The sequence below is a fragment of the Stenotrophobium rhamnosiphilum genome (assembly GCF_003052265.1).
Classification (GTDB): Bacteria; Pseudomonadota; Gammaproteobacteria; order Nevskiales; family Nevskiaceae; genus Stenotrophobium; species Stenotrophobium rhamnosiphilum.
The window spans coordinates 710,856-735,527 of record NZ_QANS01000002.1; the positions used below are offsets into that span (position 1 = coordinate 710,856).

A 24,672-nucleotide genomic window follows, 5' to 3' on the forward strand; every position below is an offset into this window, starting at 1 on the left:
TATGAGCAAGCACAAAGACATTGGCCCGCAAGACGAGGCCGCTGGGCCGACAGGCCGAGAAAAATTGCTAAGTGCGGCCCTGAAACTGGCTGCCAAATCACGCAACCTAAGCACCATCGGCGTCCGTGAATTGGGCCGCGAGGCCGGGCTCAATCCCAATACGTTTTATCGCCATTTCACTGATCTTGATGATCTGTCGATGGCACTGATTGATCAGCTTGGAAAAGAGTTGCGCGTACCTCTACAAGCCCTGCGTCGCAGCATCGTTAGTCGGGAAGAGAATGCCGTGCGAACGGTTGAACTGGTGTTCGACTTTGCCAAGGATCATCCGGACGTGTTCATCGTTGGCGTACGTGAGCTCTACGGCGCCTCACCACGCGTGCGCGAAGCGCTTCGTCGCACCATCGGTGAAGTTGCAGGGGATCTGGCCGAAGACATGCGTGTCATGCAAATCACCCCAGGCCTAGACGACAAAACTGCACGCGAACTGGCCGAAGTCGTGGCGGTTCAAACCTTTCACAGCACACTCGATTACCTAGAACATCCGGACCAGCGCAGCGAAATCCTCCGCCGCGTCGTCCAGTTCATCAACGCACTCTTCGTAGGCGCGATGGCCATTCAGGCCGGGTTGCCGCTGGCAACGATGGTTTCCACGCAGAAGCTCAAGAAACCTGATTAGCCTCCTGCTCACGCAGAAACAAAAAAGCCCCGCATGCGGGGCTTTTGAATAATTGTCATCTGTTAAAGCAAAATTTTATTAGCGAATCACGCTCGCCAAGATTTCTACCAAGCCGCCGCACAGCACCAGCCCAGTGATAGCAATCGATGTGCCCAGCCAAATGTCTTTTGCATCTCGGGAATGCACATCAATCATGATTTCCTTATCGCATTCAGTGCATTGGTGAGGGCGATAGGTTGTCCGTAAGGTTTTAACGCGCTCGGCAAACGTGCGTCTGCGGCGCTCAAATGCGGTAACCACACCGCAAGCTGGGCATTGATGGTGCATCTGAGCAACTCCCTAAATTTTACTCGTAAGCTTTTATTTACTACTGACTTCGTCGTCAGCTTATTTGATCGATATGACACTTCATCAATATCCATTGATGCGTGAATAGCCACCTTTTCCGATCGGTGAGCCCTTCATGCCGCCCATTAGATGTAAGAATATATTTACGGTCAATGGAGTAAATGCCCCATTAGCCGGCCCTGAAAGGCACAGGACGATCGCCAGCAGCTTCCGAAGGAAGTTGGCGTCTGAATTCCAAACCGCAGAAACAACAAAGCCCCAATGAAGGGGCCTCGTGTACTACCGCCATATAAATGGTGCGCTCGGAGAGATTCGACAAAATCGTCTGGAACGATTTTGCGCATGCCGAAGGCATGTCCCCCGAGCGCAGCGACGGGGGTGAGGCTCAGGATGAGCCGAACAACTCCCGAGGGAGGACGAATCTCGATTCCAAAGCACAAAAACAACAAAGCCCCAATGAAGGGGCCTCGTGTACTACCGCCATATAAATGGTGCGCTCGGAGAGATTCGAACTCCCGACCCCTTAGTTCGTAGCCAAGTGCTCTATCCAGCTGAGCTACGAGCGCACTTTTAAAAAAGAAAACTGGCGGAGAGAGAGGGATTCGAACCCTCGATAGGGGATAAACCCTATACGCCCTTAGCAGGGGCGCGCCTTCGTCCACTCGGCCATCTCTCCGGGACTGCCTCCGGGAGTACCCGGCTCTCTCTCCTGCCGCGATGCTACCGCTGCAAGGGGCGCAATTCTAACGACCTGATTGAAGAAGGTAAAGAACTATTCGAGGGTTCTGCGTTAATCGTGAACATCTCGGAACAAAGAAGGCTGCAAACATCGCAGCCTTCTCGTTGATCACACCGCAGTGGTGTTGGGTCCAGCAGGGGTAAATTCATCTCCGCGCTTGATGCGCTCAATGATTTCTTCGCGATGAACAGAAACGTCTCGTGGTGCTTTCACACCGATACGCACCTGCCCACCCTTCACACCCAGTACGGTGATCTCAATATTTTCGGCAATTACAAGGGTTTCACCGACACGCCTTGTCAGAATTAGCATGGCACACTCCATTGGCAACGCTGGAAGTTTGCAGTGCTAACGCCTGAGTGCAAATCCTCTAAAACACACTATACGAAGCTGAATATGTGTGTGCTTAAGCGACTTTGCCGCCTTCTTCCAAACCAAAGGCTTTGTGCAGCGTGCGCACGGCAAGTTCCAGATACATTTCTTCGATCACGACCGACACCTTGATCTCAGACGTCGAGATCATGCGGATATTGATATTCGCGCCGGCCAATGCTTTGAACATCTGGCTCGCGATACCCGCGTGTGAGCGCATACCCACGCCGACCAGCGAAACCTTGACGATGTCATTCGCAGCGCGAACGCCCTTGGCGCCGAGTTCCTTGGCAACCTTGGTCGAGATGTCCTGCGCTTTTTCCAGATCGTTGCGATGCACGGTGAAGGTGAAATCGGTGGTGCCATCGGCTCCCACGTTCTGCACGATCATGTCGACTTCGATGTTGGCGTCGCCGATAGGGCCGAGAATCGCAGCTGCGATACCTGGGCGGTCTGGCACGCCAGCAACAGTGAGCTGCGCTTCGTCTTTAGCGAATGCGATACCAGAAATCAGTGCGTCTTCCATCTTGTTGTCCTCAAGCGTAATCAATGTGCCGGGGCCGTCCACAAAGGTGGAGAGCACGCGCAGCGGAACCTTGTATTTGCCAGCAAATTCGACCGAACGAATCTGCAGAACCTTGGAGCCAAGGCTGGCCATTTCCAACATTTCTTCGAAAGTAATCTTGTCCAAACGGCGAGCTTTAGGCTCAACGCGTGGATCGGTGGTGTAAACACCATCGACGTCGGTGTAGATCTGGCATTCGTCAGCTTTCAGTGCAGCAGCAATCGCAACACCGGTGGTATCCGAACCGCCGCGACCAAGCGTTGCCGTGCTGCCATCTGGCGCAATGCCTTGGAAGCCAGCAACAACAGGGACGATGCCTGCCTTGCAGTCTGCAAGTAGCTTGTCTGCATCAATCGACAGAATGCGCGCTTTCATGAACGAGCTGTCGGTTTTAATCGTGACCTGCGGGCCGGTGTAAGAGCGCGCTTTAACGCCGTGCTTCTCCAGCGCCAGCGCCAACAAACCAATCGTCACCTGTTCGCCAGTCGACGCAATCTGGTCATACTCGCGCTCGCTACCTTTCGGATTAATACCTTTGGCCAGTTTCAACAAGCGATCGGTTTCGCCGGACATTGCCGACACCACCACCACCACCTGATGTCCCTGCTCAACAAAGGACGCAACTTTTCTGCACACATGCTCGATGCGCTCCAAAGAGCCCATCGATGTGCCGCCGTATTTTTGAACGATAAGTGCCATGACTTCTTTGTTTCTCAATAATGCTTTTTAGAGTTTGCCTTCAACCCAGGCCAGAACGCTGTCGACTGCTGCTGGCAAATTCGCAGGCTGCGTACCGCCTGCCTGTGCCATATCAGGACGACCACCACCCTTGCCGCCTACTTGCGTGGCGACAAAATTCACCAACTCGCCAGCTTTCACTTTGCTGGTGAGATCCGCGGTGACGCCAGCGATAAGGCTGACCTTGTCACCATTCGCGCTGCCGAGCAGAACAATGCCGGAGCCGAGTTTGTCTTTGAGCTGATCCATCATCGTGCGCAGATCATTGCCTTCGACACCGTCGAGTTTTGCAGCAATCACCTTCACGCCTTTGATGTCTTTCGCCTGCGAAGCGAGATCGCCGCCTGCAGCCGAAGCCAGCTTGCCCTTGAGTGCGGCGAGTTCTTTTTCGAGCTGCTTGCTGCGCTCAAGTTGGCCTTGAATCTTGTCGACGAGATCATCGCGACCTGAGCGAACGAGATCGGCTGCAGCTTTGAGCTTGGCTTCGGTATCACGCACGAAATTCATCGCGCCTTCGCCCGTCGTCGCTTCAATACGACGCACGCCAGCAGCAACGCCGCCTTCACTTAAGATTTTGAACAGACCGATATCGCCGGTGCGACTCACATGCGTACCGCCGCAAAGTTCAACGCTATGATCACCCATTGCCAGCACGCGCACTTCGTCGCCGTACTTCTCGCCGAATAGCGCCATCGCGCCAGACTTGATCGCATCGTCGTAGCTCATCGACTTAGCAGTGACTTCAACGTTGGCTAGCACAGCACGATTCACGCGCGTTTCGATCTCGGCCAGTTCATCAGCCGTCACCGGCTGCGTGTGCGAGAAGTCGAAGCGCGTGCGCTGTTCGTTTACGAGCGAACCCTTCTGCGCCACGTGCCCACCAAGCACATCGCGCAGCACGCGATGCAGCAAGTGCGTCGCCGAGTGGTTGCGCATCGTTGCGCGGCGCACGGATTCCGTGACCTTCGCAATAACGACATCGCCAACTTTCAGCGAGCCACTCTTCAACGTGCCGTGATGACCGAACACGCTGCCTTTAATTTTCTGCGTATCAGCAACTGCGAAGCTGCCGATAGAACCTTTATCACCAACCTGACCACCGCCTTCTGCGTAGAACGGCGTGTTATCGAGCACGACGATGCCGTCGTCGCCCGACTTCAATTCATCAACAGCTTTGCCATCGCGATACAGCGCCAGCACTTTTGCGCCATCGGCGACGAGACCGTCATAACCTACGAAGCAGGTGTCCGCACCTTCGTACGCAACATTGCCTGCGCTGCTGAACTTGCTGGCGGCGCGTGCACGATCGCGCTGCGCTTCCATTTCGCGTTCGTAACCGGCTTCATCAATCTTGAGATTGCGCTCGCGTGCAATGTCGGCGGTGAGATCGAGCGGGAAGCCGTAAGTGTCGTACAGCTTGAACACCACTTCGCCCGGAATGATCACTTCGCCCTGCAATTTGCCGATCGCTTCTTCAAGCAGCTTCATGCCCTTGTCGAGCGTAACGGCGAAGCTGTCTTCTTCCGAGCGAATTGCCTTCTCGATCAGCGCGCGCTTCTCGTTCAGCTCTGGATACGCGCCGCCCATGATTTCAGCGAGCGGTGCAACAAGCTTGTAGAAAAACGGTTCGTTCAAGCCGAGCTTGTACCCATGACGAATCGCACGGCGCATAACGCGACGCAGAACATAACCGCGGCCCTCATTCGACGGCATCACGCCATCGGTGATCAGGAAGCTGGTCGCGCGAATGTGATCGGCGATAACTTTCTGTGAAGAATTTTCGTAAGGCTTCTGGTTCGCCAATTTTGCAATAGCAGTGATCAGATGACGGAAAGTGTCGGTCTGATAATTGTCATGCTGGCCCTGCATCAGCGCACTGATGCGCTCCAAGCCCATGCCGGTGTCGACGCTGGGCTTGGGCAGCGCAACCATCGTGCCGTCCTTGTAGCGCTCGAACTGCATGAACACTACGTTCCAGATTTCGATCCAGCGATCGCCATCTTCTTCCTTTGATCCAGGAGGACCGCCCCAGATGCCCTTCTTGCCGTCGGGATCGTGGTCGTAAAAAATTTCGGTGCAAGGGCCACAAGGGCCGGTGTCACCCATCGCCCAGAAATTGTCAGACGCGTACTTGGCGCCCTTGTTGTCGCCGATGCGCACGATGCGCTCGGCCGGCAGGCCAATTTCCTTGTTCCAAATTTCATACGCCTCGTCGTCGGTGTGATAAACCGTGACTAGCAAGCGGCTCTTGTCGATGCCCAGCCATTCCGCGCCGGTGATGAAATTCCAAGCGAAGTGAATCGCATCCTTCTTGAAGTAATCGCCAAAGCTGAAATTGCCCAGCATTTCGAAGAAGGTGTGGTGACGTGCGGTGTAACCGACGTTCTCAAGATCGTTGTGCTTGCCGCCAGCGCGCACGCATTTCTGCGATGAGGCCGCACGCACGTAAGGGCGCTTATCTTGGCCGGTGAAAACGTCCTTGAACTGAACCATGCCCGCATTGGTAAACAGCAGCGTCGGGTCATTACCCGGCACCAGCGGCGACGAGGACACGATTGTGTGCCCCTTGCTCTGGAAAAATTCCAGGAACTTAGCGCGAAGTTCGTTGCTGTTCATTGAAGGCCGAGTGGAGTGGGCACAAAAGGGGCGCTATGTTAGCCAAGCGCATGAAATATCGCCACAAAAATGGCCTGAAACGACCGTCCAAAACGACCAAAGGCCGGACAGAATGGCGTTTGCGCCATCCGTCCGGCCCAGATACCTCGTGACTAGGGGCTAATCAGCGACCTGAATCACCGCTTTGCCGAAGTTTTTGCCCTCAAACAGACCCTGCATCAAGCTCGGCGCGTTTTCGAGGCCTTTGACGATATGTTCCAAGGGTTTGACCTTGCCGCTGAGGATGTAACCCTTCATATCCTTGCGGAATTCCGCTTCCAAGGGCGTTCCAAGGTAGTCGGTGGTGATTAATCCACGAACCTGTAAGCGACGACGCATGATTTCCGCCAACAGGAGAACCGTGCGATCTCCGCCAGGTGGCAGCGAAGTCAGGCCATAAGTCGCCATCATGCCGCAGACCGCAACGCGTGCATTCGGACGGAAATAAGGCAGCGCTGTATCTAAGATTTTGCCGCCGGAAAGCATGATGTAAGCATCAATGCCAGCCTTCGCAAATTCTGCCGTCGCCTTGGCCATAAAGTCTCGGCCGGTACGATCGTGGCAAATGTCGTAACCCAGTTCTTCCATCGCGTACTGACATTTCTTTGGGCCACTGGCGCCTGCAACAACGCGTGCGCCTTTGATTTTGCCGAGCTGTCCAGCGATTTGCCCGACGCCGCCCAACGCAGAACCGATGGCGAGGGTTTCGCCCGCCTTGAGCTTCACCAGTTCATTGACGGCCACGTAAGCCGCCAAACCGGAAATGCCAAGCGCACCCAGCATGTATGTGGCGCGTGGAATTTCTGGATCTACCTTGGCGATATCACTGCCATCAGACACAAAGTATTCCTGCCAACCCCAGAAACCGTGAACGATGTCGCCAGCCTTGTAGTCCGGGTGATTGGAGACTTCGACGCGACCAACCGTAGCGCCGACCATGACGTCACCGATATTGACCGGCGCCGCAAACGGCGAGTCACGTTGCAAGCGACTGTAGAGATACGAATCAACGCCTAACCAAACGGTGCGGATCAAAACCTGCCCGTCGCGCGCCTCAGGCATGGTGGCTTCCGTCATGCGGAAAACATTTGCCGTTGGAATGATGTAGCGCGGACGCTCGGCCAAAATAATGCGGCGATTTACAGCTTTGTTACTCATGTGCAGCTCCTCCGGTTCCGTTGCTTTTTTGCGGAATCTATCCTTTGGACACTACGCTCACGCCAGAACAAGCAACACTACTCAGAGGTGTAGGCCGTGTAGTTTTTTCCTACTTATGAAGACCGAATACTGTAGAAAATCACTTAAACAGCATTTAACGCCACTACCTCAGGCGTCAGCATGCCGAAGTGCAGCTGCAGAATATCCAACTGCGCCTGACGCCCCACCCGAATCATGCGCGCCCGCCCACCGGGAAGAAGTTTGTGCAAGCCGTGCCAGGCAAAAGTGAATGGCAGGCTAATCAGCGGATACCAAGGAAAAACAAATCGCGGCAGGCCTAGCGCCTGCATGCCACGTGCACCGACAAACAAACGCGTCACGCTGATATGTCGCGCACGTTCGAAGCGAACACGAAGCTTGCGTAGATGTTTGTACGGCAGCTGCAAAGTCTCTTGCATCAATGCATGGCCAAGTTGCTTGCTGCTGTCATCAGGCGGCAATTGCGTGAGCAGAAGTTGAAACAACAGCTTGCGCCCACCTTGTTCATCAAGTCGTATCCAGCGCTCATCCACACCCATCAACCAACAGGTGTAACTCCAGAGATGCATCACTGCGCGGCCTTCTTCTTTGCTGATCGGCATGCCCATCACGCGCAGACCAATCAGCAACACCACGCTAAAACCCAGATACGTTGCCGCCATATCCGCTTGATTCACCGGCACGCCCCACGCTGCGGCGTTCCACTCCGGCATCCCACGAACGCGACGACGAATCATCGCGTGCACCAAACGCACATGAACGGTGGATTTAAATCCGTCTGCGAAACGCTCCATGCCACCCACTTCGGTGACGTCATTACTCCACTTCATTGTCTCCGCGACACGACGTGAAGCGCGGCCTTTGAGCGCGCCAGTGAGGATTAATGTTTTGTTGAAACCAGCCGCCTGATAGCCACCCATCAAGGCTAAATCACGCAACACGTAATACGACGACATACCTGCTTGCTGGAAAACTTCCGCACCCTGCCGGAGTAATTTGTCATCGACCCATTCAGGGCGTCGCTCACAAATTTCAAAGAATTCACGCAATGGCGCGGGCGCATCGGGAACACTGGCGACACCGTGATTCAGCGCGCGCTCAAACATCGGATGCGCTGCCTGCATGCCTGCCGTGTACATCCAATCAACCATGCGATCAGCGACTTCATCACCGTGAGTCAGCGCTTCACCCAAGGCCTGCCACTCATCCGGCGTCGGCTCAGCATTTCCACGAATCATCACCCCCACAGATTTGGCCATGCGACGGCCTTCAACCAAATCAGCGCCATGGCGCGTCGGGATTGGCGTCGCACCAGCGGGCTGGTTCAAAAATTGGGGTACAGCTTGGCTTGCAGTCGCGCTCATCACGATTTGCTCTATTACGAGTGAGGCCGTACCTTAATGCGAATATTTGCTCGCATTCAATTCGCATTCTGAAATAGGTCCATTTCCCTTGCGCAAAGCCCCTCGCCAAGAACGCTCAAGAATCATGGTCGAAACCTTGGTCGACGCCGCCGCGCTGACCATCGCCGAACATGGGCTCGCGAATACCACCACCAATCACATCGCCAAGAAAGCGGGCGTCAGCGTTGGCTCTCTTTATCAATACTTTGCGACCAAAGATGCGATTGTCGACGCACTCTCCGAGCGCATGCGCAAAGAGCTGACGCAGGCGGTTGATGCCCAAGTCCGCGCCCTGCTAGACGCCGATTTGCACACGCTAACCCGCGGCGCGCTCACCGCGGTGTTCGACTATTTTGAGATGCACAAAGGGTTGTATTTGGAGCTTGCTCGCAACTGGTACGACGCCAGAACCCTGCGCACGGTGGATTCGCTAGAGCGTTACATGACCGAGGCTTTCCGCCTCTACTTGCTGCGTCATCACGCGGAATACCGTTTTGAGAATTTGCCCGCGACGTTGTTCATCGTGTTTAACAGCACGGTCTTCACCGGCATGCGCTACATGAGCCAGCCGCAAAGCCATGTTAAACGTGAGGATGTGATCAACGGACTCACCGATATGGTGACCGGCTACTTGATGCAAACCGGCGCAGCGCCTTCAACGCCGGCGCGCACTCGCAAAAACACAAAAAATATTGGCTGAGACAACGCCACTCAGTACTGGGATTTGGTTGACACAGGGGGCATCAATCAAAAGAAATCCAGTACCTCCTTGCGTTGCTCAGCCATAATAGTGCGTCCTTTAAGGAGAAAAGGTGCAGGTCCGCCGTCCCCAGCAGACAGGAACCAAGTTACCGATATGCCTCTCTAATCGGAAGCCTTCTTCAAACCTATGTTTAGACCATTTGTATCTTAGAGCGCTCACGCTTCACGCCATGACTCGCCAATTCCGCACTCTCGTCTCACTCACTCTCGCCACATTTTTGTTGGCTGCATGTGTCACTGCACCTGTCGTGCCGGTGACGCAGATACCACCAACATCGATTCCACCCAAGCCACCAAAAATTGCTTTGGTATTGGGCGGCGGCGCCATTCGCGGCTTCTCGCATATCGGCGTGATCAAAGTGTTGCAGGCCGAAGGCATTGTGCCAGACATGGTTGTTGGCACCAGCGCAGGCAGCGTTGCTGGCGCGCTCTACGCTGCGGGCCTCAGCGGCTACGACATGCAAACCATCGCATTCGATATCGACAAAGCGACCGTCATGGATTGGTCCATCTTCAGCAAAGGCATGCTCAAAGGCGAAGCCTTGCAAGACTTCGTTAACAAAGCCGTTGGCAACAAGAGCATCGAGAATTTAAAAATTCCTTTCGCTTGTGTTGCAACGCGACTCGATACCGGTGATGCCGTTCTGTTTCAACGCGGCAATGTCGGCACCGCAGTGCGCGCATCATCATCTGTCCCCGGTGTGTTCCAACCTGTTGTGATTGCGGGCGTCGAATATGTTGATGGCGGCCTCGTCAGCCCAGTGCCGATTCGTTATGCCAAACAAATGGGCGCAGATTTCATCATCGCCGTCGACGTATCGAGTCCACCTAGCGCAGCGCCAACCACTGGCAAAGTCGATGTGCTGATGCGCACCTTCGACATCATGGGCAAATCAATTCGCGCTTGGGAATCACCGATGGCCGATATCTTGGTGCGTCCTGATTTAACCAAAGTCAGCTCCACCGATATCGAAGCCAAGCATCAAGCGATTCTCGAAGGCGAAAGATCGATGCAAGCCGCGCTGCCGCTGCTGCGTGAAAAACTTAAACAGCGCATGCAGCCTATTGGCGCAGTCGTCGCTGCACCCTGATGGCACCACCCGGAAAACACAGGGCCTGTTAACACTTATTTCACGTCAGCGCTGCCCCCTCAAAAATTGCCAGGCAAGGCGCGACTGACGAGATTTAGTAGTTCTAAATGAGGAAGGAGCAACGCGGCATGGCAATTTTTGAGGCGGCAGCCCTCTGGGGCGGGAGCCATTGGGCACATGGCGGCGTTATCGTTCGCTTACATAGTTCACTATGCAGCGCTCTCTCTTCCTTGCCCTGCACCCAATGGCTCTCCGCCGCTGGCGCGAAATAAGTGTTAACAGGCCCTAAAAGCGCACTGGACGCGCTTAACACCGTATTCGGCTATCCCGCATTCCGCGGATTGCAGGCTGACATCATCGAGCAGATCACCAGTGGCGGCGACGCGCTGGTGTTGATGCCCACCGGTGGCGGCAAATCATTGTGCTATCAAATCCCCGCACTGTTGCGCCACGGCGTTGCAGTAGTCGTGTCGCCATTGATCGCGCTGATGCAAGATCAAGTGTCGGCGATGGAAGAACTCGGCGTGCGCGCCGCTTGCCTCAACTCCAGCCTCAGCGCAGAAATTGGCGGACAAGTACTCCGCAAATTGCGTACTAGCGAACTCGATCTTCTTTACGTCTCACCCGAACGCCTGTTGATGGGCGACATGTTGCCGATGCTGGAGAGCTTGCCCGTCGCATTGTTCGCAATCGACGAAGCACACTGTGTATCGCAATGGGGCCACGACTTCCGCCCTGAATATCGCCAACTTGGTGTACTCGCAGAACGCTTCCCCGATGTTCCGCGCATCGCACTTACCGCAACCGCAGATCAACAAACACGCGACGACATAGTGCGCGAACTGCGCTTGGAGAATGCACGTCAGTTCATCTCCAGCTTTGATCGCCCCAACATTCGCTACAGCGTCGCCGACAAAGTAAAAGCGCGCGAACAGCTACTGGAATTTCTTGAAAGCCGTCGTCGCGATTCCGGCATCGTCTATTGCCTCTCGCGCAAACGTTGCGAAGAAGTTGCAGGCTGGCTCTGCGATCACGGCATCAAAGCCTTGGCCTATCACGCTGGCATGAGCGCTGATCTGCGTTCAAAAAACCAACAACGCTTCCAACGCGAAGACGGCATTGTCATGGTCGCCACCATCGCCTTCGGCATGGGCATCGACAAACCCGACGTACGCTACGTTGCGCACTACGATCTACCTAAGAGCATCGAAGGCTATTACCAAGAAACCGGCCGCGCCGGTCGCGATGGTGATCCAGCAGAAGCATGGATGATGTGGAGCACAGCCGACATCGTGCAGCAGCGTCGCTTCATTGAAGAATCCGAAGCCGGCGACGTCCACAAGCGCGTCATCGGTGGAAAACTCGATGCGCTAGTCGGCCTCTGTGAAACCGTCAGCTGTCGCCGCGTACAGCTACTCGCCTACTTCGGCGAAAGTGCCACACCCTGCGGCAACTGCGACAACTGCCTCAATCCACCCAGCGTGCGTGATGCCACCGCAGAAGCGCAGAAAGCTTTGTCTTGCGTGTATCGCACCGGCCAGCGATTCGGCGTCGCGCATCTCATTGATGTTTTGCGTGGTGCAGACACAGAAAAGATTCGTCGCTTCGGTCATCACGAACTTGGCGTTTACAGCATCGGCCAAGACACCATCGACGCCGTATGGCGTGGTGTATTCCGCCAACTCATCAGCAACGGATTTCTAGAAGTCGATCACGAAAGCTTCGGCGTGCTCAAACTCACCGCAGCCGCCAAGCCCATTCTGAAAGGCGAACAAAAAGTCATGCTGCGCGAACACATCGCCAGCACCACAACCAAGAAAGAAAAGCGCGAACGTGAACGCTCGCGCAGCAAGATTGGTGACGTCGAACTCAGCGGCGCAGAACAAGTCCTGCTCGATCGCCTACGCGCATGGCGCCGCGCTGCTGCCGCAGAACACGGCGTACCCGCCTACGTCATTCTCCACGACGCCAGCCTCAACGCAGTCGTGCAGAAGAAACCTCAACGCGACGCAGAACTCCACGGCATTCTCGGCCTTGGCGAAACCAAACGTGAACGCTACGGCCAAGCACTGTTATCACTGGTGCGCGAGTGGTCGATGGAAACTGGCGAAGCTTGAACTGACGCTGTTCACTAGCAAGCATCAGGCAATAAAAAAAGCGCCGCACAATTCGTGCAGCGCCTTTTTGCTTTCACTACTTAGAAACGTCGACTCAACCGCAGATTCGCAGACCAGTACTGTACGAGGCCGGGGTTCTCGATTCCTACGTTTTTGATCGCGTAGTTAGCTGAAGCGTCGTAGTACTCAACGCCGCCGCCAAGCTCCCACTTGCCTAGGACTTTGCGCACGTCAACACGTCCGGCAATTGCGCCGTAAGGCGACAGTCTGTAATCGCTGGAGGCAAAGCCATCAGTGCGGAAATCAGCGTAGTAAGGCTGATAGAAGAACGCTTGCGACTGGCTATACCAACGCACACCTGGCGTTACACGCCAGGTATCGCCGATCGTTTGATCCCACGACAGATCGACCGTATGCGACTCGATGCTCCAATCGCCGTGGTAATAGCGAGCATCGGCGCGTAGCGCAGCACCTAGGCTAGGAATGTAATGCCGCAGCTTTCCAGTGACTGCAAAAGTTTGTCGGCCATCGGGTCGGCTATCCGCAACAGGGCTGGCAATAGCAATGATGTAGGCCTGTTTGTATGGGTCACTCAAGAATCCGCTATCGCGACTCAAGCTCATCGACACCTGCGCCGTAGTTTGCGCGCTGAGCACCCATGACACGCCACCGTATCCCGTCACTGTGTTTTTGCTGGCGTGACTAATACGCGTTGGATATTGAGCGCTGCCGCCGTCCGTTGGGTCGAGTTTGTCGGAGGAATATCCGATGCCACCGCTGACGGTGTACATCTTATGTTCCGGTGTGTACTGGACTTCAACGCCGCCGTGAACAGACTTGTAATCGTTCTCGGAGGAATAGCCCGCGCGTAAACCCCAGTCAAGGCCTGCTAAGGGAATGCCGTAACTGACGTCAACAGCAACACGGTTTTCGCTAATGCTTGCGCCGCTCATGACTTGCACGGGCTTTCCATTTGCACCGGGCTGCACCCACCAAGGGCTGGCACCGCTCATGGCTTCATAAGTGACATCAAGCTGAGCGACTTGATCTGCAGCGATTGGCGTTCCTGCTAATCGGAATAAATGCGTATCCACTTTGTAGCGCTCAGAACCTTGTCCACTGGCGCTGCGATTTCCTGGCAGGTCACTTTCTTGATAATGCGAGAAAAGATAATCGGTCTGCACTTCAGCTTTTGCGATGCCGGGCAAAGCCAACGCGGCCGCCGTTAACGCCGACAGCGATGCACGCATTTTATTTTTGGGCTGGGTCATTAGTTGCACCCGCAACCGCCGCCACCCAGCGTGGTGTCCCCAGAGGCAGCTTCTTTGCTGACGGCAATATGCTGACGATAAGTCGTCAACAATTGATCTGACTCAAACGCCATGCCCGGCTTGGCCAGATCACCGCGCTGCCACGGCTGCACGTTGGCACAACCTGTTAGCGCCAGCATCAATAAGGCAACACTCATTTTGAGCACATTGTTCATTTTCATGGTTTCTCCCCCAGTACTGCTTTAATTGCCGCTTCAATCTGTGGCACATCCCGCTCTCGAAATCCTTTCTTCACAAAACGCACAACACCTTTTGCATCAATCAAAAAAGATGACGGCATATCCTGCAAACCAAACGCTTCGGGCCATTGTCCCTTCGGATCAAACACGATCGGAAACGTTGGAACGAGCTGATCGATCATGCGTTGCGCGCTTTTGTGTTCGGTATCAACGTTGACGCCCAACACCGTAAATCCTTGCGCCTTGTAACGCTGATGCAAGGTATCCAATGCGGGTATCGCCTGACGACAAGGCGCGCACCAGGATGCCCAAAAATCTACGTACACCACCTGACCGCGATATTGTTCAAGTGAAAGCGTTTTTCCATCACTGGCTGGTGCGCTGAGATTAGGCACGACACTGCCTTCGCCCAATGCCATCGCTTGCGGCGATAGCAGCAGCACACTCAGAGCCAACAAGATGCGTAGATATCTCATAGCGTTTTCATGTACTCGATGAGCGCCTTGCGTTCTTGATCGGTCAGCACTGACGTGAACTCATGACCGCCGTTGTCTTGGCTATACATGCGCGTGTTGTAGATCTTGCGATCTTCAGCTTGTGCATTCGTCAGGATTGGAAGATTGGCCAAATTCCAAACTAATCCACCATTGGCATAAATCAGATTGAGAAAATCTTGAATCGTCGGCGCAGCATCCGCAGGATTGCAGTCGATGTACGGCGTTGTGCCGGTCACACCGCAAGCGAGAGCGTCGTACTTCCAACCCAAGTTCTGATTGTCGTAAGCGGCAAGATCGTATCTAAAGCCCATCACCTGACTCGTCTGATCGGGACGCGCCGTGTTGGACCAGCGACGCCAGATCGAGTGACGATCAGAAGGCTTAAGCACGTCCCATGCGGTTGGTACTGCACCGTTGTGAAAATACGGTGCCGTGGCCCACACGCCGTAGAGCGGCGGTGCGAGATAGCCCAGTTCGCGATCACCACGCAGCGACTTATCGTTCCAGTCGCCACACAGCGGCACGCCATCAGCATTCTTTTCACCGTCGCTATACGCAAACCAATCTTGACGAGCGTACGTAGCAACCATCGCACTGTTGCCATCCAAACGTCTGCGATCGGTATCAATGACATCGATCGGAACAACGTTAGCCGCAATACCTTCTAGCGCTGGCGTATCGAGATACGCCGTATCGTTGACGTAACGCGGAGAGTACGCACCGTGGCAACTTGCACAAGAACCGTTTCCACCCGGTGGCTTTGGCACTGTATTTTTCAGCGTGGGCGACCACAGATCTTTGCTATGGAAAAGAATCGCGCCCTGCTCAGCGAGTGCTGTATTGATTTTGCCGAGTTTGTTTTCCGGCCAAGCGGGCGACTTCTGCGATGCAATCCAGGCGTCGCTGTCTTGCTGGTGATCGAGAATCCACTTTTTATCGGCCGCCATGTCCGTATGGAAAGGCGTATTTGGAAAATGGAAAGACAGCTCGATGCGCTTAGCATCTGTGACTTGTCCCGCATCAAAGAACTTGGCAGACCGATGGCCGACATTCCACCAAACCGGCGGATCTTCGGTGCCCGTCGAAGGCTGCGTCTGGATCGAAAGATAGCCTGGAATAGTTGTGATTTCGCTGATAGTCAGCAAGCCGAATAACTGGAAGTTGGTGATGTTGCCGGTACCGCGCACTTTGTTCTGCGCGATGATCGCAAGCGCAGACTGCTGCGGTGCAAGTCTCGACAGATCGGTAAACATCAGTGTGATGTCACTGAGACTATTGGTGCCGTACACCGAACCCAAGCCCGGACCATCCGACGCACTGCCAATGCCGCCACCGTGGCAGATGCTACAAGTCACATTGAGATTGCCAGTCCAACTGCCATCGGCCTTGCGCAATTGCGTCACACCCATCGGCAATTGTCCGCTGCCACCGTTGGTCTTGTTGGGGTCTTCACCCGCGAGCGGATAAGGATTGCGTGTTGGACTCAAAGGCATGCCCCAACGCTGCGCAATCAAGTCATCAAAGTTATCAGGACGTGCCGACATGCTCAACACGGAATCCCACATGCCCGCGTAATCAGCGGCCGGGAACGAGTAACTCGACGTAGAAGAACTACCTGAGAAAAAGCTGCCCGCACCAACCTGTCCGGCACTCGCAACAATCGGATATCCACGCGCAACACGCGCACGTTGCTCACCGCAGTTCGCTGGCTTATTGCCTTCTTGGCAGGTCTGCCACCAAGCGTTCATGTAAACCGCTTTGTTCTTGTTGACGCCAGGCACAACCAAAGTGCGTGGGTCATCCGGCAGCACCGTGTTATCGGGCTTGTCTACACAGAAGTCATCCCAAAGATGACCACCGCGCGCGCTACCCAGCAACGGAAATTCTGAAGTCACGGGTGTCGTCGTTCCAGCGGCAAGCAAGGCTGCGCAGTTGTCTGGATTGTCCCAGCAACCGAGTACGACTTTCATCGCGTTATAAGGCTGACTGCCTACAGGCCATGGCTGACCACCGCTGTGATGCTGCGCAGGATCGGATGGATTCGTCAGAATCTTGTTGGTCTCGACACCCTTATCCAAAGCGATCCACGACTTGTAAACGTTGTCGTAATCCTCACTGCTGTTCGCAGACAGCATGAACAACTTGCCTTCATCCGTATCCGCAACACCGTCAGGCACATGACAAGTGCGGCAAAAATTCATATTGGTCTTAACACTCTTACCAAAGAATTCTTGAACGGTTTTAGAAGGCGCACCTGGCGTACCGGGGCCACTGCCGCCATCTGGCGCGGGGCCACCGCTGTAATTACCCGAACAAGCACTTAGCAGCAGACTCGCACCAACTAATGAGGTCTTGATCGTTGCGTTCAACTGCACGCCTGGCGTTGCCTGAAAAATGTTCATAAGGTTTTCAAATACTCGAGTATCGCTTTACGCTCTTGTTCGTTGAGCACTGAAGTGAACGTATGACCGACATTGCTCTGGCCATACATATGCGTGTTGTAAATTTTACGATTCTCTAATTGCTGATCGGTACTCGGCGCTAGGCCCAGATACCAGAGGAAAGGATTGCTGGAGTTTAGGATGTTAATCATCTGTCCCAGCGCTGGATCTGCGTCTTGATTGGCGGGATCGCAATCCAAATACGGCGTCGTGCCGGGCGCACCGCAAGCGAGTGCATCGTATTTCCAGCCTAACTTTTCCTTGTCATAAGCACGTTGGAAATTCGTGTCGTAGCCCATCACCACTTTGCCAAGTTGATCAAAGCGCGCTGGCGTAGAGACACGACGCCAGATTGATTTGCGCTCTGCGGGATTCAATATTTCCATCACGTTTGGCACAGAACCATTGTGTAAATATGGCCCGCTTGCCCATACACCGTATAGCGGCGGTGCGAGATAACCCGGCGCGCGTCCTTGGCGAATCTCTGCGCGATTCTGCGTGCTGCAGTCGAGATTAGGATCGCTGTTGATCGTCTCCGGATATGCAAAGAAATCTTCTTTGCCATATTGCTCTGCCGCTTCGCTGTCGCTATCAACCCGCCACTTATCCGTGGCAATCAAATCACGCGGAACGATGTAACTCGCGACGCCTTCCAACGCTGGCGTGTCCAGATATCTTGAATCGTTCACGTAACGCGGCGAGTAAGCGCCGTGACAGCTCGCGCATGAACCGTTACCACCTTCAGGCTTTGGTGAAGGATTGTCGAGCCCCTCTGCCCAAAGATTTTTGCTGTGGAATAACACCGCGCCCTGCTCTGCCAATGCCGTGTTGATCGGCCCTGGAAATGCCGGCGACTTGAGTGACATCAGCCAAGTATCACCAGCACGCACATGCTCTTTTACCCAGCCAAAACCATCAGGTCCCGGGCCCGGCAGGAAGAAACCAAAATCTGCGCGCAGTGCATCCATCGCCAGAAATCCATCTTGGAACTTGGTTGGACGATGACCCATGTTCCACCACGCTGGCGTATCAAGCGAACCGCCGTTGGGTGTAAACACTGTGAAGCCAATAAAGTTGGGATCGAGCGGACGCAGATCGCCTGCTACAAGGAAAGTAATGATCTGCAATGCCAATGCGTTATTGGTGCCGCGCGTTTTGCCGACGATGATTGGCACAGGAATCGGAACGCCGGGAACAGCACTGCCACCGAGATCGGTATCTAGCTGACCAAACTCGCTGAGGCTATTCGAGTTGCCGTAGAGCGCACCAAGACCGGGGCCATCTGCGGGTGTACCGACCTGACCGCTGTGGCAGACATGACAGTTGGTGCCGATGTTGCCGGTCCAGCGACCTTCGGCGTCATGTGTCTGCGTAAGTCCTGTCGGCAACTGACCAGTGCCACCATTGGTTTTATTGGGGTCTTCACCCGGCAATGGATACGGATTGCGCGCCGCCCCCATGCCCATTCCATAACGCTCGGCAACAAGCTGATCGAAATTATCAGGACGCGATGGAAGTCCCCACTTCTCCCACACGGTGTTGTATTTCGCGGCCGTGAGATTGCCCTTGGAACCATTGCCGCCGAAATACCAACCCGCACCGATTGCGCCATTGCCTTCGATCAAGGTGCGACCTTGTGCAGAAAGCGTACGCAACTCGCCGCAGGTTTTTGCGGGCGCAGCTTCGCCTACTTTTTCTGGCTCGCGATGGCAGTCTTTCCAGAAGGCGTTGTAGTACACCGCCTTGTTAGCGTTGATGCCGGGTTGCACGAGACTGCGTGGATCAGCAGGCAACACGGTGCTGTCACTTTTGCCTTCGCAGAAATCAAACCACGCGTGGCCACCGCGTGCGCTGCCTAGTAAAGCTAGTGGTGCAGTTGGCGTGGAAACATTGCTCGCAAGAAGTGCGGCGCAGCTATCCGGATTCTCCCAGCAACCCAACACCACTTTCAGCGCGTTGTAAGGCTGACTGCCAACAGGCCAAGGCTGACCACCACTGTGATGCTGTGCGGGATCAGAAGGATTGGTCAGAATCTTGTTGGTCTCGACGCCTTTGTCCAAAGCGATCCACGAGTCATACACATTGTCGTAGTCTTCATTGGGATTGCTTGAGAGCATGAACAGCTTGCCCTCATCCGTATCCGCAACACCGCCTGGCACGTGACACGTGCGACAGTTATTGAGATTGGTCTGTGCGCTCTTGCCAAAAAATTCCTGCACGGTCTTGGATGGCGTGCCGGAATCGGTGCCACCGTTGTTTCCCGACGTCGCAGTGCCGCCGCTGTAATTGCCGGAACATGCACTCAGCAACAGCACTGCAACGAGGCCATTAGCCCGGGAAAAACTCCGCATCGTTTTCTCCTCCAGACAGGTCATAGCCCACCGGAATATGTATGTACGCGTGGGCTTTGCCTCTATCGCGTTTAGTGTCTAAACTTAATCCGAGTAATTGCTCAGGTCTACTCGGATTTCACACCCCCTATGGCACGCCCCACCAAGAAGGCTTATCTCGCTGATTTAACAGCTAAAAAGAACCCTTCTCAACCCCGTGCAAAAGCCACCGTTACGGCCATGCTGGATGCTGCTGCTCAGATACTTGAGCGTGAGGGTTACAACGGGGTAACCACGAATCACGTCGCAGAAGCCGCTGGCGTCAGCATTGGCTCACTCTATGAATACTTTCCGAACAAGCAGTCGATCATCGCCGCAGCCTTGGCGCGCGAGCTCGGAGAAATTGCGAATGAAGTGAAAGCCAGCATGCGCACCGCACTCGCTCTGCCCGATCAACCGCGCGGCGGCATTGATCACTGGATGCGCGGAATGATGTCTGCACTGGAGAAGCGCGGGAAATTGTTACGTGTTGCGATGCGAGAAGTGCCTTTCTTCTGGGATATTCCAGAAGCACGCGATCTCTCAGAAACGCTGCAACACATCGCCGCCGAAGGTCGTCAAAAAAGCGAGCGCGTGCTGCACTTTGAAGATCCGGAAGCGGATACCTACTTGCTGATGACGATGTGTTGGGCGGCGATTCAACAAACGGTGCTCTATCGACCCACACATATTTCGCGTGAGCGCCTCACACGTACTTTGGTCGATATGGTGACCAAACTACTCTGACGCTTTAGTTGCCTGTGAAGTTAGCCTTGCGCTTCTGCGCGAAGGCTAACGTGCCTTCAGCAAAGTCATTTGTTCTTCCGCATTCACGTTGCAGCTCACGTTCAAGCACGAGTTGCTCGGCAAGCTCATTGCTGTGCGCTGCATGCAGCGTCTGCTTGATGCGCGCAAGCGCAGCGCTGGGGCCGCTGGCAAGACGATTCGCGAGCGCACTGACGGTCGTCATCAACGCATCATCATCCACCACATCCCAGATCAAGCCCCAGTCTTTGGCTTTTTCTGCAGGAAGTTTTTCACCCAGCATCGCCAAACCCATCGCGCGTTGTGGGCCGATGCTGCGAGGGAGGATCCAAGTGCCGCCTGCATCCGGAACCAACCCGATATTCACGAAGGCCTGTAGGAAATATGCAGAGCGAGCCGCAATGGTGAGATCCGCCATCAACGCGAATGAAGCACCCGCACCAGCGGCCATGCCATTGACTGCAGCAATGATTGGCTTGGGCATTGCGCGCATCTTCAGCACTAGTGGGTTGTAGTACTGCTCCAGCGGCAAGCCCAAATCCAACTGACCTTCCGCGTCGATCGGCGGATTCGCCATGTTCTGCGCGAGATCCGCGCCGGAACAAAATCCGCGTCCTTCACCTGTGAGAACAATCACCTTCACTTCTGCTTCGCTCGCAGCGCGATCAAACGCTGCAGAGAGTTGCGCCAGTGAATCGAAGGTCACTGCATTCAATGCCTGTGGGCGATTGAAGCTAATGATCGCAACGCCATTCTCAGAACGGTAAAGGATGTCGGACATGATTAATCCAAGGTTGAGCGCGCGATGATTTCCTTCATGATCTCAGAAGTGCCTGCGAGGATGCGATGAATGCGCTCATCTTGATACAGACGGCAGATCGGATATTCGTCCATATAACCTGCACCACCGTGTAGCTGCACACCTTCATCCACCATACGGCCATTCACTTCGCTGGTGTAGAGCTTGGCGCGTGCGGCGTCGTCGGGGCTCAGCTTGCCTTCGTTGTGCATTTCGACGCAACGATCGACGTAGACCTGTGCGATATCAATTTCCGTATCCAACGCGGCCAATTTGAAGCGCGTGTTCTGCATCTTGCTCAGTGGCTTGCCAAAAACTTTACGCTGACGCACGAAATCTTTGGTCAATTCCAGCGCATAACGTGCAGAAGCGATGTTGCCGCAAGCGCCAATCAAACGCTCTTCAGCCAAGCCCTGCATCAGGTGATAGAAACCGCCATCGACCTTGCCGAGCACATTAGCCTTGGGAACCTTCACATCACGGAAGAACAGCTCTGCGGTGTCTTGCGACTGCATGCCCATCTTCTTCAGATTACGGCCGCGTTCGAAACCTTCCATGCCGCGCTCGACGATGAATAGCGTCACGCCATGTGCGTTATCGGCGTGCGTCTTAGCTGCAACAATCACAACATCAGCATTGATGCCGTTGGAGATGTAAGTCTTGGAGCCATTGAGCAACCAGTGGTCACCCTTGTCGACTGCGCGTGATTTCATACCAGCGAGGTCGGAACCTGCATCAGGCTCGGTCATCGCAATCGCGAGAATCTTTTCGCCGCTGATAAAGCCGGGGAACAGACGCTCTTTCTGTTCTTCAGTTCCGAAGTGGCCAATGTATGGCGCAACCAAGCGGCTGTGCAGCGTGATGAAGAATCCAGAATCACCGTGAAATGCGTTCTCTTCAATCAAGATTTGTTCATAACGAAAATCCTTGATGCCTTGGCCGCCGTACTTCTCGTCAGCCCACATGCACAGCAGGCCCATGTCACCGGCTTTCTTGTAAGCCTCGCGATCAATGATGTGTGCCTCGCGCCAACGCTCACCGTGTGGGCGAATTTCTTGCTGAAAGAATTTACGTGCCGAGTCACGGAACATTTCCATCTCGGAATCCAGCGGCCTACGTTTCATGCAACAGCTCCTCGGTATTATTTTTATTTAGCGACTGGTCGAATCGTTGATTCGTGGAAAGTCATATTGAATTTGGAAACGCCAACGGTCAGCAATGAAGTGGCCTGCGCCAGATCAGGGAATACGGTCGGGTCAAACTTCGAACGCTTCAGACTGCCCGGACGCACCCAGCCTTTGGCTGAAGGCTGATAGACATAGCTCTTGCCGTCGAGATGCTGACCCAGCGTGATCCAGCTATTCGGCAGCATCGCAGTAGTGAACGGCAGCGAGATTGGCCAAGAGACAAAGTCCATCTCAGCGAAAGTTTTGCCATCGAGACTGACGCTGACACAGTCGAGTCCATTCTCGCCATAGCGCACGTCAAACTGTGCAACAGCTTTAGGAATACCCCAATTGCGTTGACCATTCACAACGCTGTCGAGCGACGACACGAAGATGCGGCTGATCGACAGATGTCGCTTGCCGTCTTCAAACGGAAAAGTGCCAGGAATGAACAGCAACTCGTGATACGGACCCACCGGAGAATCTGAGTAATCGACAAACATCATGTAGCAGAAGCGCGATGCGCCGCGACGGCCGCGCAGTGATGGCTCGACGAAACGTTCGTCGTCAAGCAGCGCTGCAGGCGCGCGGAACATGCAGATATAACCACGACCGAGCAACGTCCATGGAGCTGGCGCGTCGATCACGGCGGGTGGAGTTTGGGTATTCATTTCAATTCCTTTTAAAAATTCTTGCTACTGCCAAATCACTGCGCGCTTCAGCTCAGACCACTTTTCAGCCTGCGGCATGTAACGCTCTTCAATGATGTTGCGTTTGATTTTGAGTGTGGGCGTGAGGAAACCGTTCTCGACCGTCCATGGTTCATTCACCACGACGAGAAAATCGAGTTGCTCATGATCTTCAAGTTCTTTATTCACGCGATCCAGAACGATCTGAAGTTCCCCGCCCATGGCAGCCTGACCGCCACTCTGCAAGCGCTGATGCGCTTCTGGTGACAACATCACCAAGGCAAAAGGTTGCGCCAAACCGGAGCCGGTGACGCAGGAAGATTCAACGACAGGATGGCTACCAATTCGATTTTCGATTGGCGCTGGCGCAACGTACTTGCCCTTGCTGGTCTTGAACAGTTCCTTCACGCGACCAGTTATGCGCACGCGACCGATCTCATCAAAAGCCCCACGATCGCCGGTGCGGAAGAAACCGTCTTCGGTCATTTCTTCTGCTGTTTTCTCAGGCATCTTGTAGTAGCCCGTCATCTGACAAGGGCTCTTCACCAGCAGCTCGCCGTTGTTATCGATGCGTGACTCAACACCTGCATAGGCCTGACCAATCCAACCGTCACGCACATTGCCCGGCTGCGCCCCATGCGAGTACGCAAAGTTTTCGCTCATACCGTAGACCTCGAGCAGATCAAGGCCGAGCTTGCGATACCAGTTCATCAACTCCTGCGGCAGTGGCGCGGAACCAGTGAGCGCAACGCGTACATCCTGCAAGCCGAGTTGTGTGAGAATTTTCTTCTTGATGATCTTGGAAACAAACGGAATAGCGAACAGCTTCTTCTGTTTGGCCAGCGGCAACTTCTGGTTTACGCCCAGATAGAACTTGGTCCACAGACGTGGAACCGAGAAGAAAATGGTTGGCGTTGCGCGACGCAAATCCGCGGGAAAAGTGTCGAGCTTGTCAGCGAAGAAGATGCGGCAGCCGTTATACAAGGAACCTGACTCCACCAGCGCGCGTTCAGCAACGTGTGCCAAAGGCAGATACGACAACAAACGATCGTTCGCAGACAGGTGCAGCATGCGATTCAAACCTTCAGCCGAACGCGTGAAGCTGCCGTGGCTGTGCATCACACCTTTCGGGCGACCGGTGCTGCCTGAGGTGTAGAGAATCGTTGCGAGGTCATCAGCACTTGGCAGTTTCAGGTCCTGCAAAGGCTGCGTGTTGGCGATGATGGTTTCCCATTGAGGCACGTCATCACGCGGGGCCATCGGCAGCGCAATGATCGGCAAGCCCTTGGGCACAACCGGCGCAATCTCGTTCCAGCCATCGCTCTTGCCGTCCATCTTGCCGAGGAACAGCAACTTCGCTTCGCTGTGCTCCAAAATGTAACCAGCGGTATCGCCATTAAGCGCAGGATAAAGCGGCACAGTGATGTGACCCGCCATCCAGATCGCGAGATCCGCCATGATCCAATGCGCGCTGTTCTTGCCGAGCAAAGCAATATTGCTACGCGGCGGCAGATTCAATGAACGCAAATGCGTCGCCATGCGACGCACCTGACTCGCAACTTCTACCCATGTGTAATCGACCACGCGGCCATCGGCATAAGGCTGCGTCATGTACACACGATGTGTCTGCGTCACTTCCCAATGCAGCAGGCAATGCAGCAACGTGGTCTTTGGATTCTTGGTGGCCGCCATCTGTAGCTCCTCGTTGGAATCGATCATGTCGATTCCATATCTAGTTTTGATTTTGTCTCAACGCCAAACCGCTTTGCC

The 24,672-nt window shown here is 54.6% G+C and carries 20 protein-coding genes and 2 tRNA genes; 5 read left to right on the forward strand and 17 right to left on the reverse strand.

What is annotated here, in order from left to right; translation table 11 throughout:
• Window position 1 precedes the first annotated feature (1 nt).
• Complete coding sequence (locus CJD38_RS07250; protein ID WP_107939629.1) at window positions 2–679, forward strand: TetR family transcriptional regulator; 678 nt, start codon at window positions 2–4, stop codon at window positions 677–679.
• Window positions 680–757: 78 nt separating this feature from the next.
• Here the strand turns inward: CJD38_RS07250 and CJD38_RS18360 are convergent, their stop codons facing one another.
• The 8 genes from CJD38_RS18360 to CJD38_RS07290 all read right to left on the reverse strand — a co-directional run bounded on the left by CJD38_RS18360 (window position 758) and on the right by CJD38_RS07290 (window position 8,657).
• Window positions 758–1,006 carry a hypothetical protein gene (locus tag CJD38_RS18360; protein ID WP_146165944.1) on the reverse strand — a complete coding sequence of 83 codons (249 nt, stop codon included), beginning with the start codon at window positions 1,004–1,006 and terminating at the stop codon, window positions 758–760.
• 510 nt (window positions 1,007–1,516) lie between these two features.
• Window positions 1,517–1,593: transfer RNA gene (locus CJD38_RS07260), tRNA-Arg, on the reverse strand.
• 18 nt (window positions 1,594–1,611) lie between these two features.
• A tRNA-Ser gene (locus CJD38_RS07265) sits at window positions 1,612–1,703 on the reverse strand.
• A gap of 171 nt (window positions 1,704–1,874) precedes the next feature.
• Entirely contained in the window at window positions 1,875–2,078 is a 204-nt protein-coding gene (gene csrA, locus CJD38_RS07270) for a carbon storage regulator CsrA (RefSeq protein WP_107939631.1), read from the reverse strand.
• A gap of 94 nt (window positions 2,079–2,172) precedes the next feature.
• Window positions 2,173–3,402, reverse strand: coding sequence for an aspartate kinase (locus tag CJD38_RS07275; RefSeq protein ID WP_107939632.1), 1,230 nt, complete (start codon window positions 3,400–3,402; stop codon window positions 2,173–2,175).
• A 27-nt stretch (window positions 3,403–3,429) separates the two neighbouring features.
• Window positions 3,430–6,057: an alanine--tRNA ligase gene (gene alaS / locus CJD38_RS07280; protein ID WP_107939633.1), complete on the reverse strand. Its 2,628-nt coding sequence runs from the start codon at window positions 6,055–6,057 to the stop codon at window positions 3,430–3,432.
• Between the two features lie 159 nt (window positions 6,058–6,216).
• Window positions 6,217–7,254, reverse strand: coding sequence for an NADP-dependent oxidoreductase (locus CJD38_RS07285; RefSeq protein WP_107939634.1), 1,038 nt, complete (start codon window positions 7,252–7,254; stop codon window positions 6,217–6,219).
• Between the two features lie 143 nt (window positions 7,255–7,397).
• Window positions 7,398–8,657: an oxygenase MpaB family protein gene (locus tag CJD38_RS07290; RefSeq protein WP_107939635.1), complete on the reverse strand. Its 1,260-nt coding sequence runs from the start codon at window positions 8,655–8,657 to the stop codon at window positions 7,398–7,400.
• Window positions 8,658–8,781: 124 nt separating this feature from the next.
• Between CJD38_RS07290 and CJD38_RS07295 the strand changes: the two genes are divergently transcribed.
• The 3 genes from CJD38_RS07295 to recQ all read left to right on the forward strand — a co-directional run bounded on the left by CJD38_RS07295 (window position 8,782) and on the right by recQ (window position 12,666).
• Window positions 8,782–9,396: a TetR/AcrR family transcriptional regulator gene (locus CJD38_RS07295; protein WP_107939636.1), complete on the forward strand. Its 615-nt coding sequence runs from the start codon at window positions 8,782–8,784 to the stop codon at window positions 9,394–9,396.
• A 232-nt stretch (window positions 9,397–9,628) separates the two neighbouring features.
• A complete protein-coding gene (locus tag CJD38_RS07300) occupies window positions 9,629–10,549 on the forward strand; it encodes a patatin-like phospholipase family protein (RefSeq protein WP_107939637.1) in 921 nt (306 codons plus the stop codon).
• A gap of 272 nt (window positions 10,550–10,821) precedes the next feature.
• The gene (recQ, locus tag CJD38_RS07305; RefSeq protein WP_107939638.1) at window positions 10,822–12,666 is read left to right on the forward strand and encodes a DNA helicase RecQ; all 1,845 of its coding nucleotides are present in this window, start codon (window positions 10,822–10,824) and stop codon (window positions 12,664–12,666) included.
• Window positions 12,667–12,746: 80 nt separating this feature from the next.
• On the opposite strand, the gene CJD38_RS07310 is transcribed toward recQ, so the two are convergent.
• The 5 genes from CJD38_RS07310 to CJD38_RS07330 are packed head-to-tail and all read right to left on the reverse strand — an operon-like array spanning window position 12,747 to window position 19,465.
• On the reverse strand, window positions 12,747–13,937 hold the full coding sequence (locus tag CJD38_RS07310; RefSeq protein WP_107939639.1) for a DUF3570 domain-containing protein: 1,191 nt from the start codon (window positions 13,935–13,937) through the stop codon (window positions 12,747–12,749).
• The gene (locus CJD38_RS07315; RefSeq protein WP_240783552.1) at window positions 13,937–14,158 is read right to left on the reverse strand and encodes a DUF4266 domain-containing protein; all 222 of its coding nucleotides are present in this window, start codon (window positions 14,156–14,158) and stop codon (window positions 13,937–13,939) included. The genes CJD38_RS07310 and CJD38_RS07315 overlap by 1 nt, the downstream gene beginning before the upstream one ends.
• Entirely contained in the window at window positions 14,155–14,652 is a 498-nt protein-coding gene (locus tag CJD38_RS07320) for a peroxiredoxin family protein (protein WP_107939640.1), read from the reverse strand. Before CJD38_RS07320 ends, CJD38_RS07315 begins: the two co-directional genes overlap by 4 nt.
• Entirely contained in the window at window positions 14,649–17,075 is a 2,427-nt protein-coding gene (gene roxB / locus CJD38_RS07325; protein ID WP_107939641.1) for a rubber dioxygenase RoxB, read from the reverse strand. Before roxB ends, CJD38_RS07320 begins: the two co-directional genes overlap by 4 nt.
• The gene (locus tag CJD38_RS07330; protein WP_146165945.1) at window positions 17,072–19,465 is read right to left on the reverse strand and encodes a c-type cytochrome; all 2,394 of its coding nucleotides are present in this window, start codon (window positions 19,463–19,465) and stop codon (window positions 17,072–17,074) included. Before CJD38_RS07330 ends, roxB begins: the two co-directional genes overlap by 4 nt.
• A gap of 129 nt (window positions 19,466–19,594) precedes the next feature.
• Here CJD38_RS07330 and CJD38_RS07335 point away from each other — a divergent pair, with 129 nt between their 5' ends.
• Window positions 19,595–20,230 carry a TetR/AcrR family transcriptional regulator gene (locus CJD38_RS07335; protein ID WP_107939643.1) on the forward strand — a complete coding sequence of 212 codons (636 nt, stop codon included), beginning with the start codon at window positions 19,595–19,597 and terminating at the stop codon, window positions 20,228–20,230.
• A 4-nt stretch (window positions 20,231–20,234) separates the two neighbouring features.
• Here the strand turns inward: CJD38_RS07335 and CJD38_RS07340 are convergent, their stop codons facing one another.
• The 4 genes from CJD38_RS07340 to CJD38_RS07355 are packed head-to-tail and all read right to left on the reverse strand — an operon-like array spanning window position 20,235 to window position 24,621.
• Entirely contained in the window at window positions 20,235–21,029 is a 795-nt protein-coding gene (locus CJD38_RS07340) for an enoyl-CoA hydratase-related protein (protein ID WP_107939644.1), read from the reverse strand.
• Window positions 21,030–21,031: 2 nt separating this feature from the next.
• Window positions 21,032–22,171: an acyl-CoA dehydrogenase family protein gene (locus CJD38_RS07345; protein WP_107939645.1), complete on the reverse strand. Its 1,140-nt coding sequence runs from the start codon at window positions 22,169–22,171 to the stop codon at window positions 21,032–21,034.
• Between the two features lie 23 nt (window positions 22,172–22,194).
• Window positions 22,195–22,884 (reverse strand): acetoacetate decarboxylase family protein, encoded by a 690-nt coding sequence (locus tag CJD38_RS07350; RefSeq protein WP_107939646.1) that lies wholly within the window; start codon window positions 22,882–22,884, stop codon window positions 22,195–22,197.
• 24 nt (window positions 22,885–22,908) lie between these two features.
• Entirely contained in the window at window positions 22,909–24,621 is a 1,713-nt protein-coding gene (locus tag CJD38_RS07355; RefSeq protein WP_206362910.1) for an AMP-binding protein, read from the reverse strand.
• Window positions 24,622–24,672: the final 51 nt, after the last annotated feature.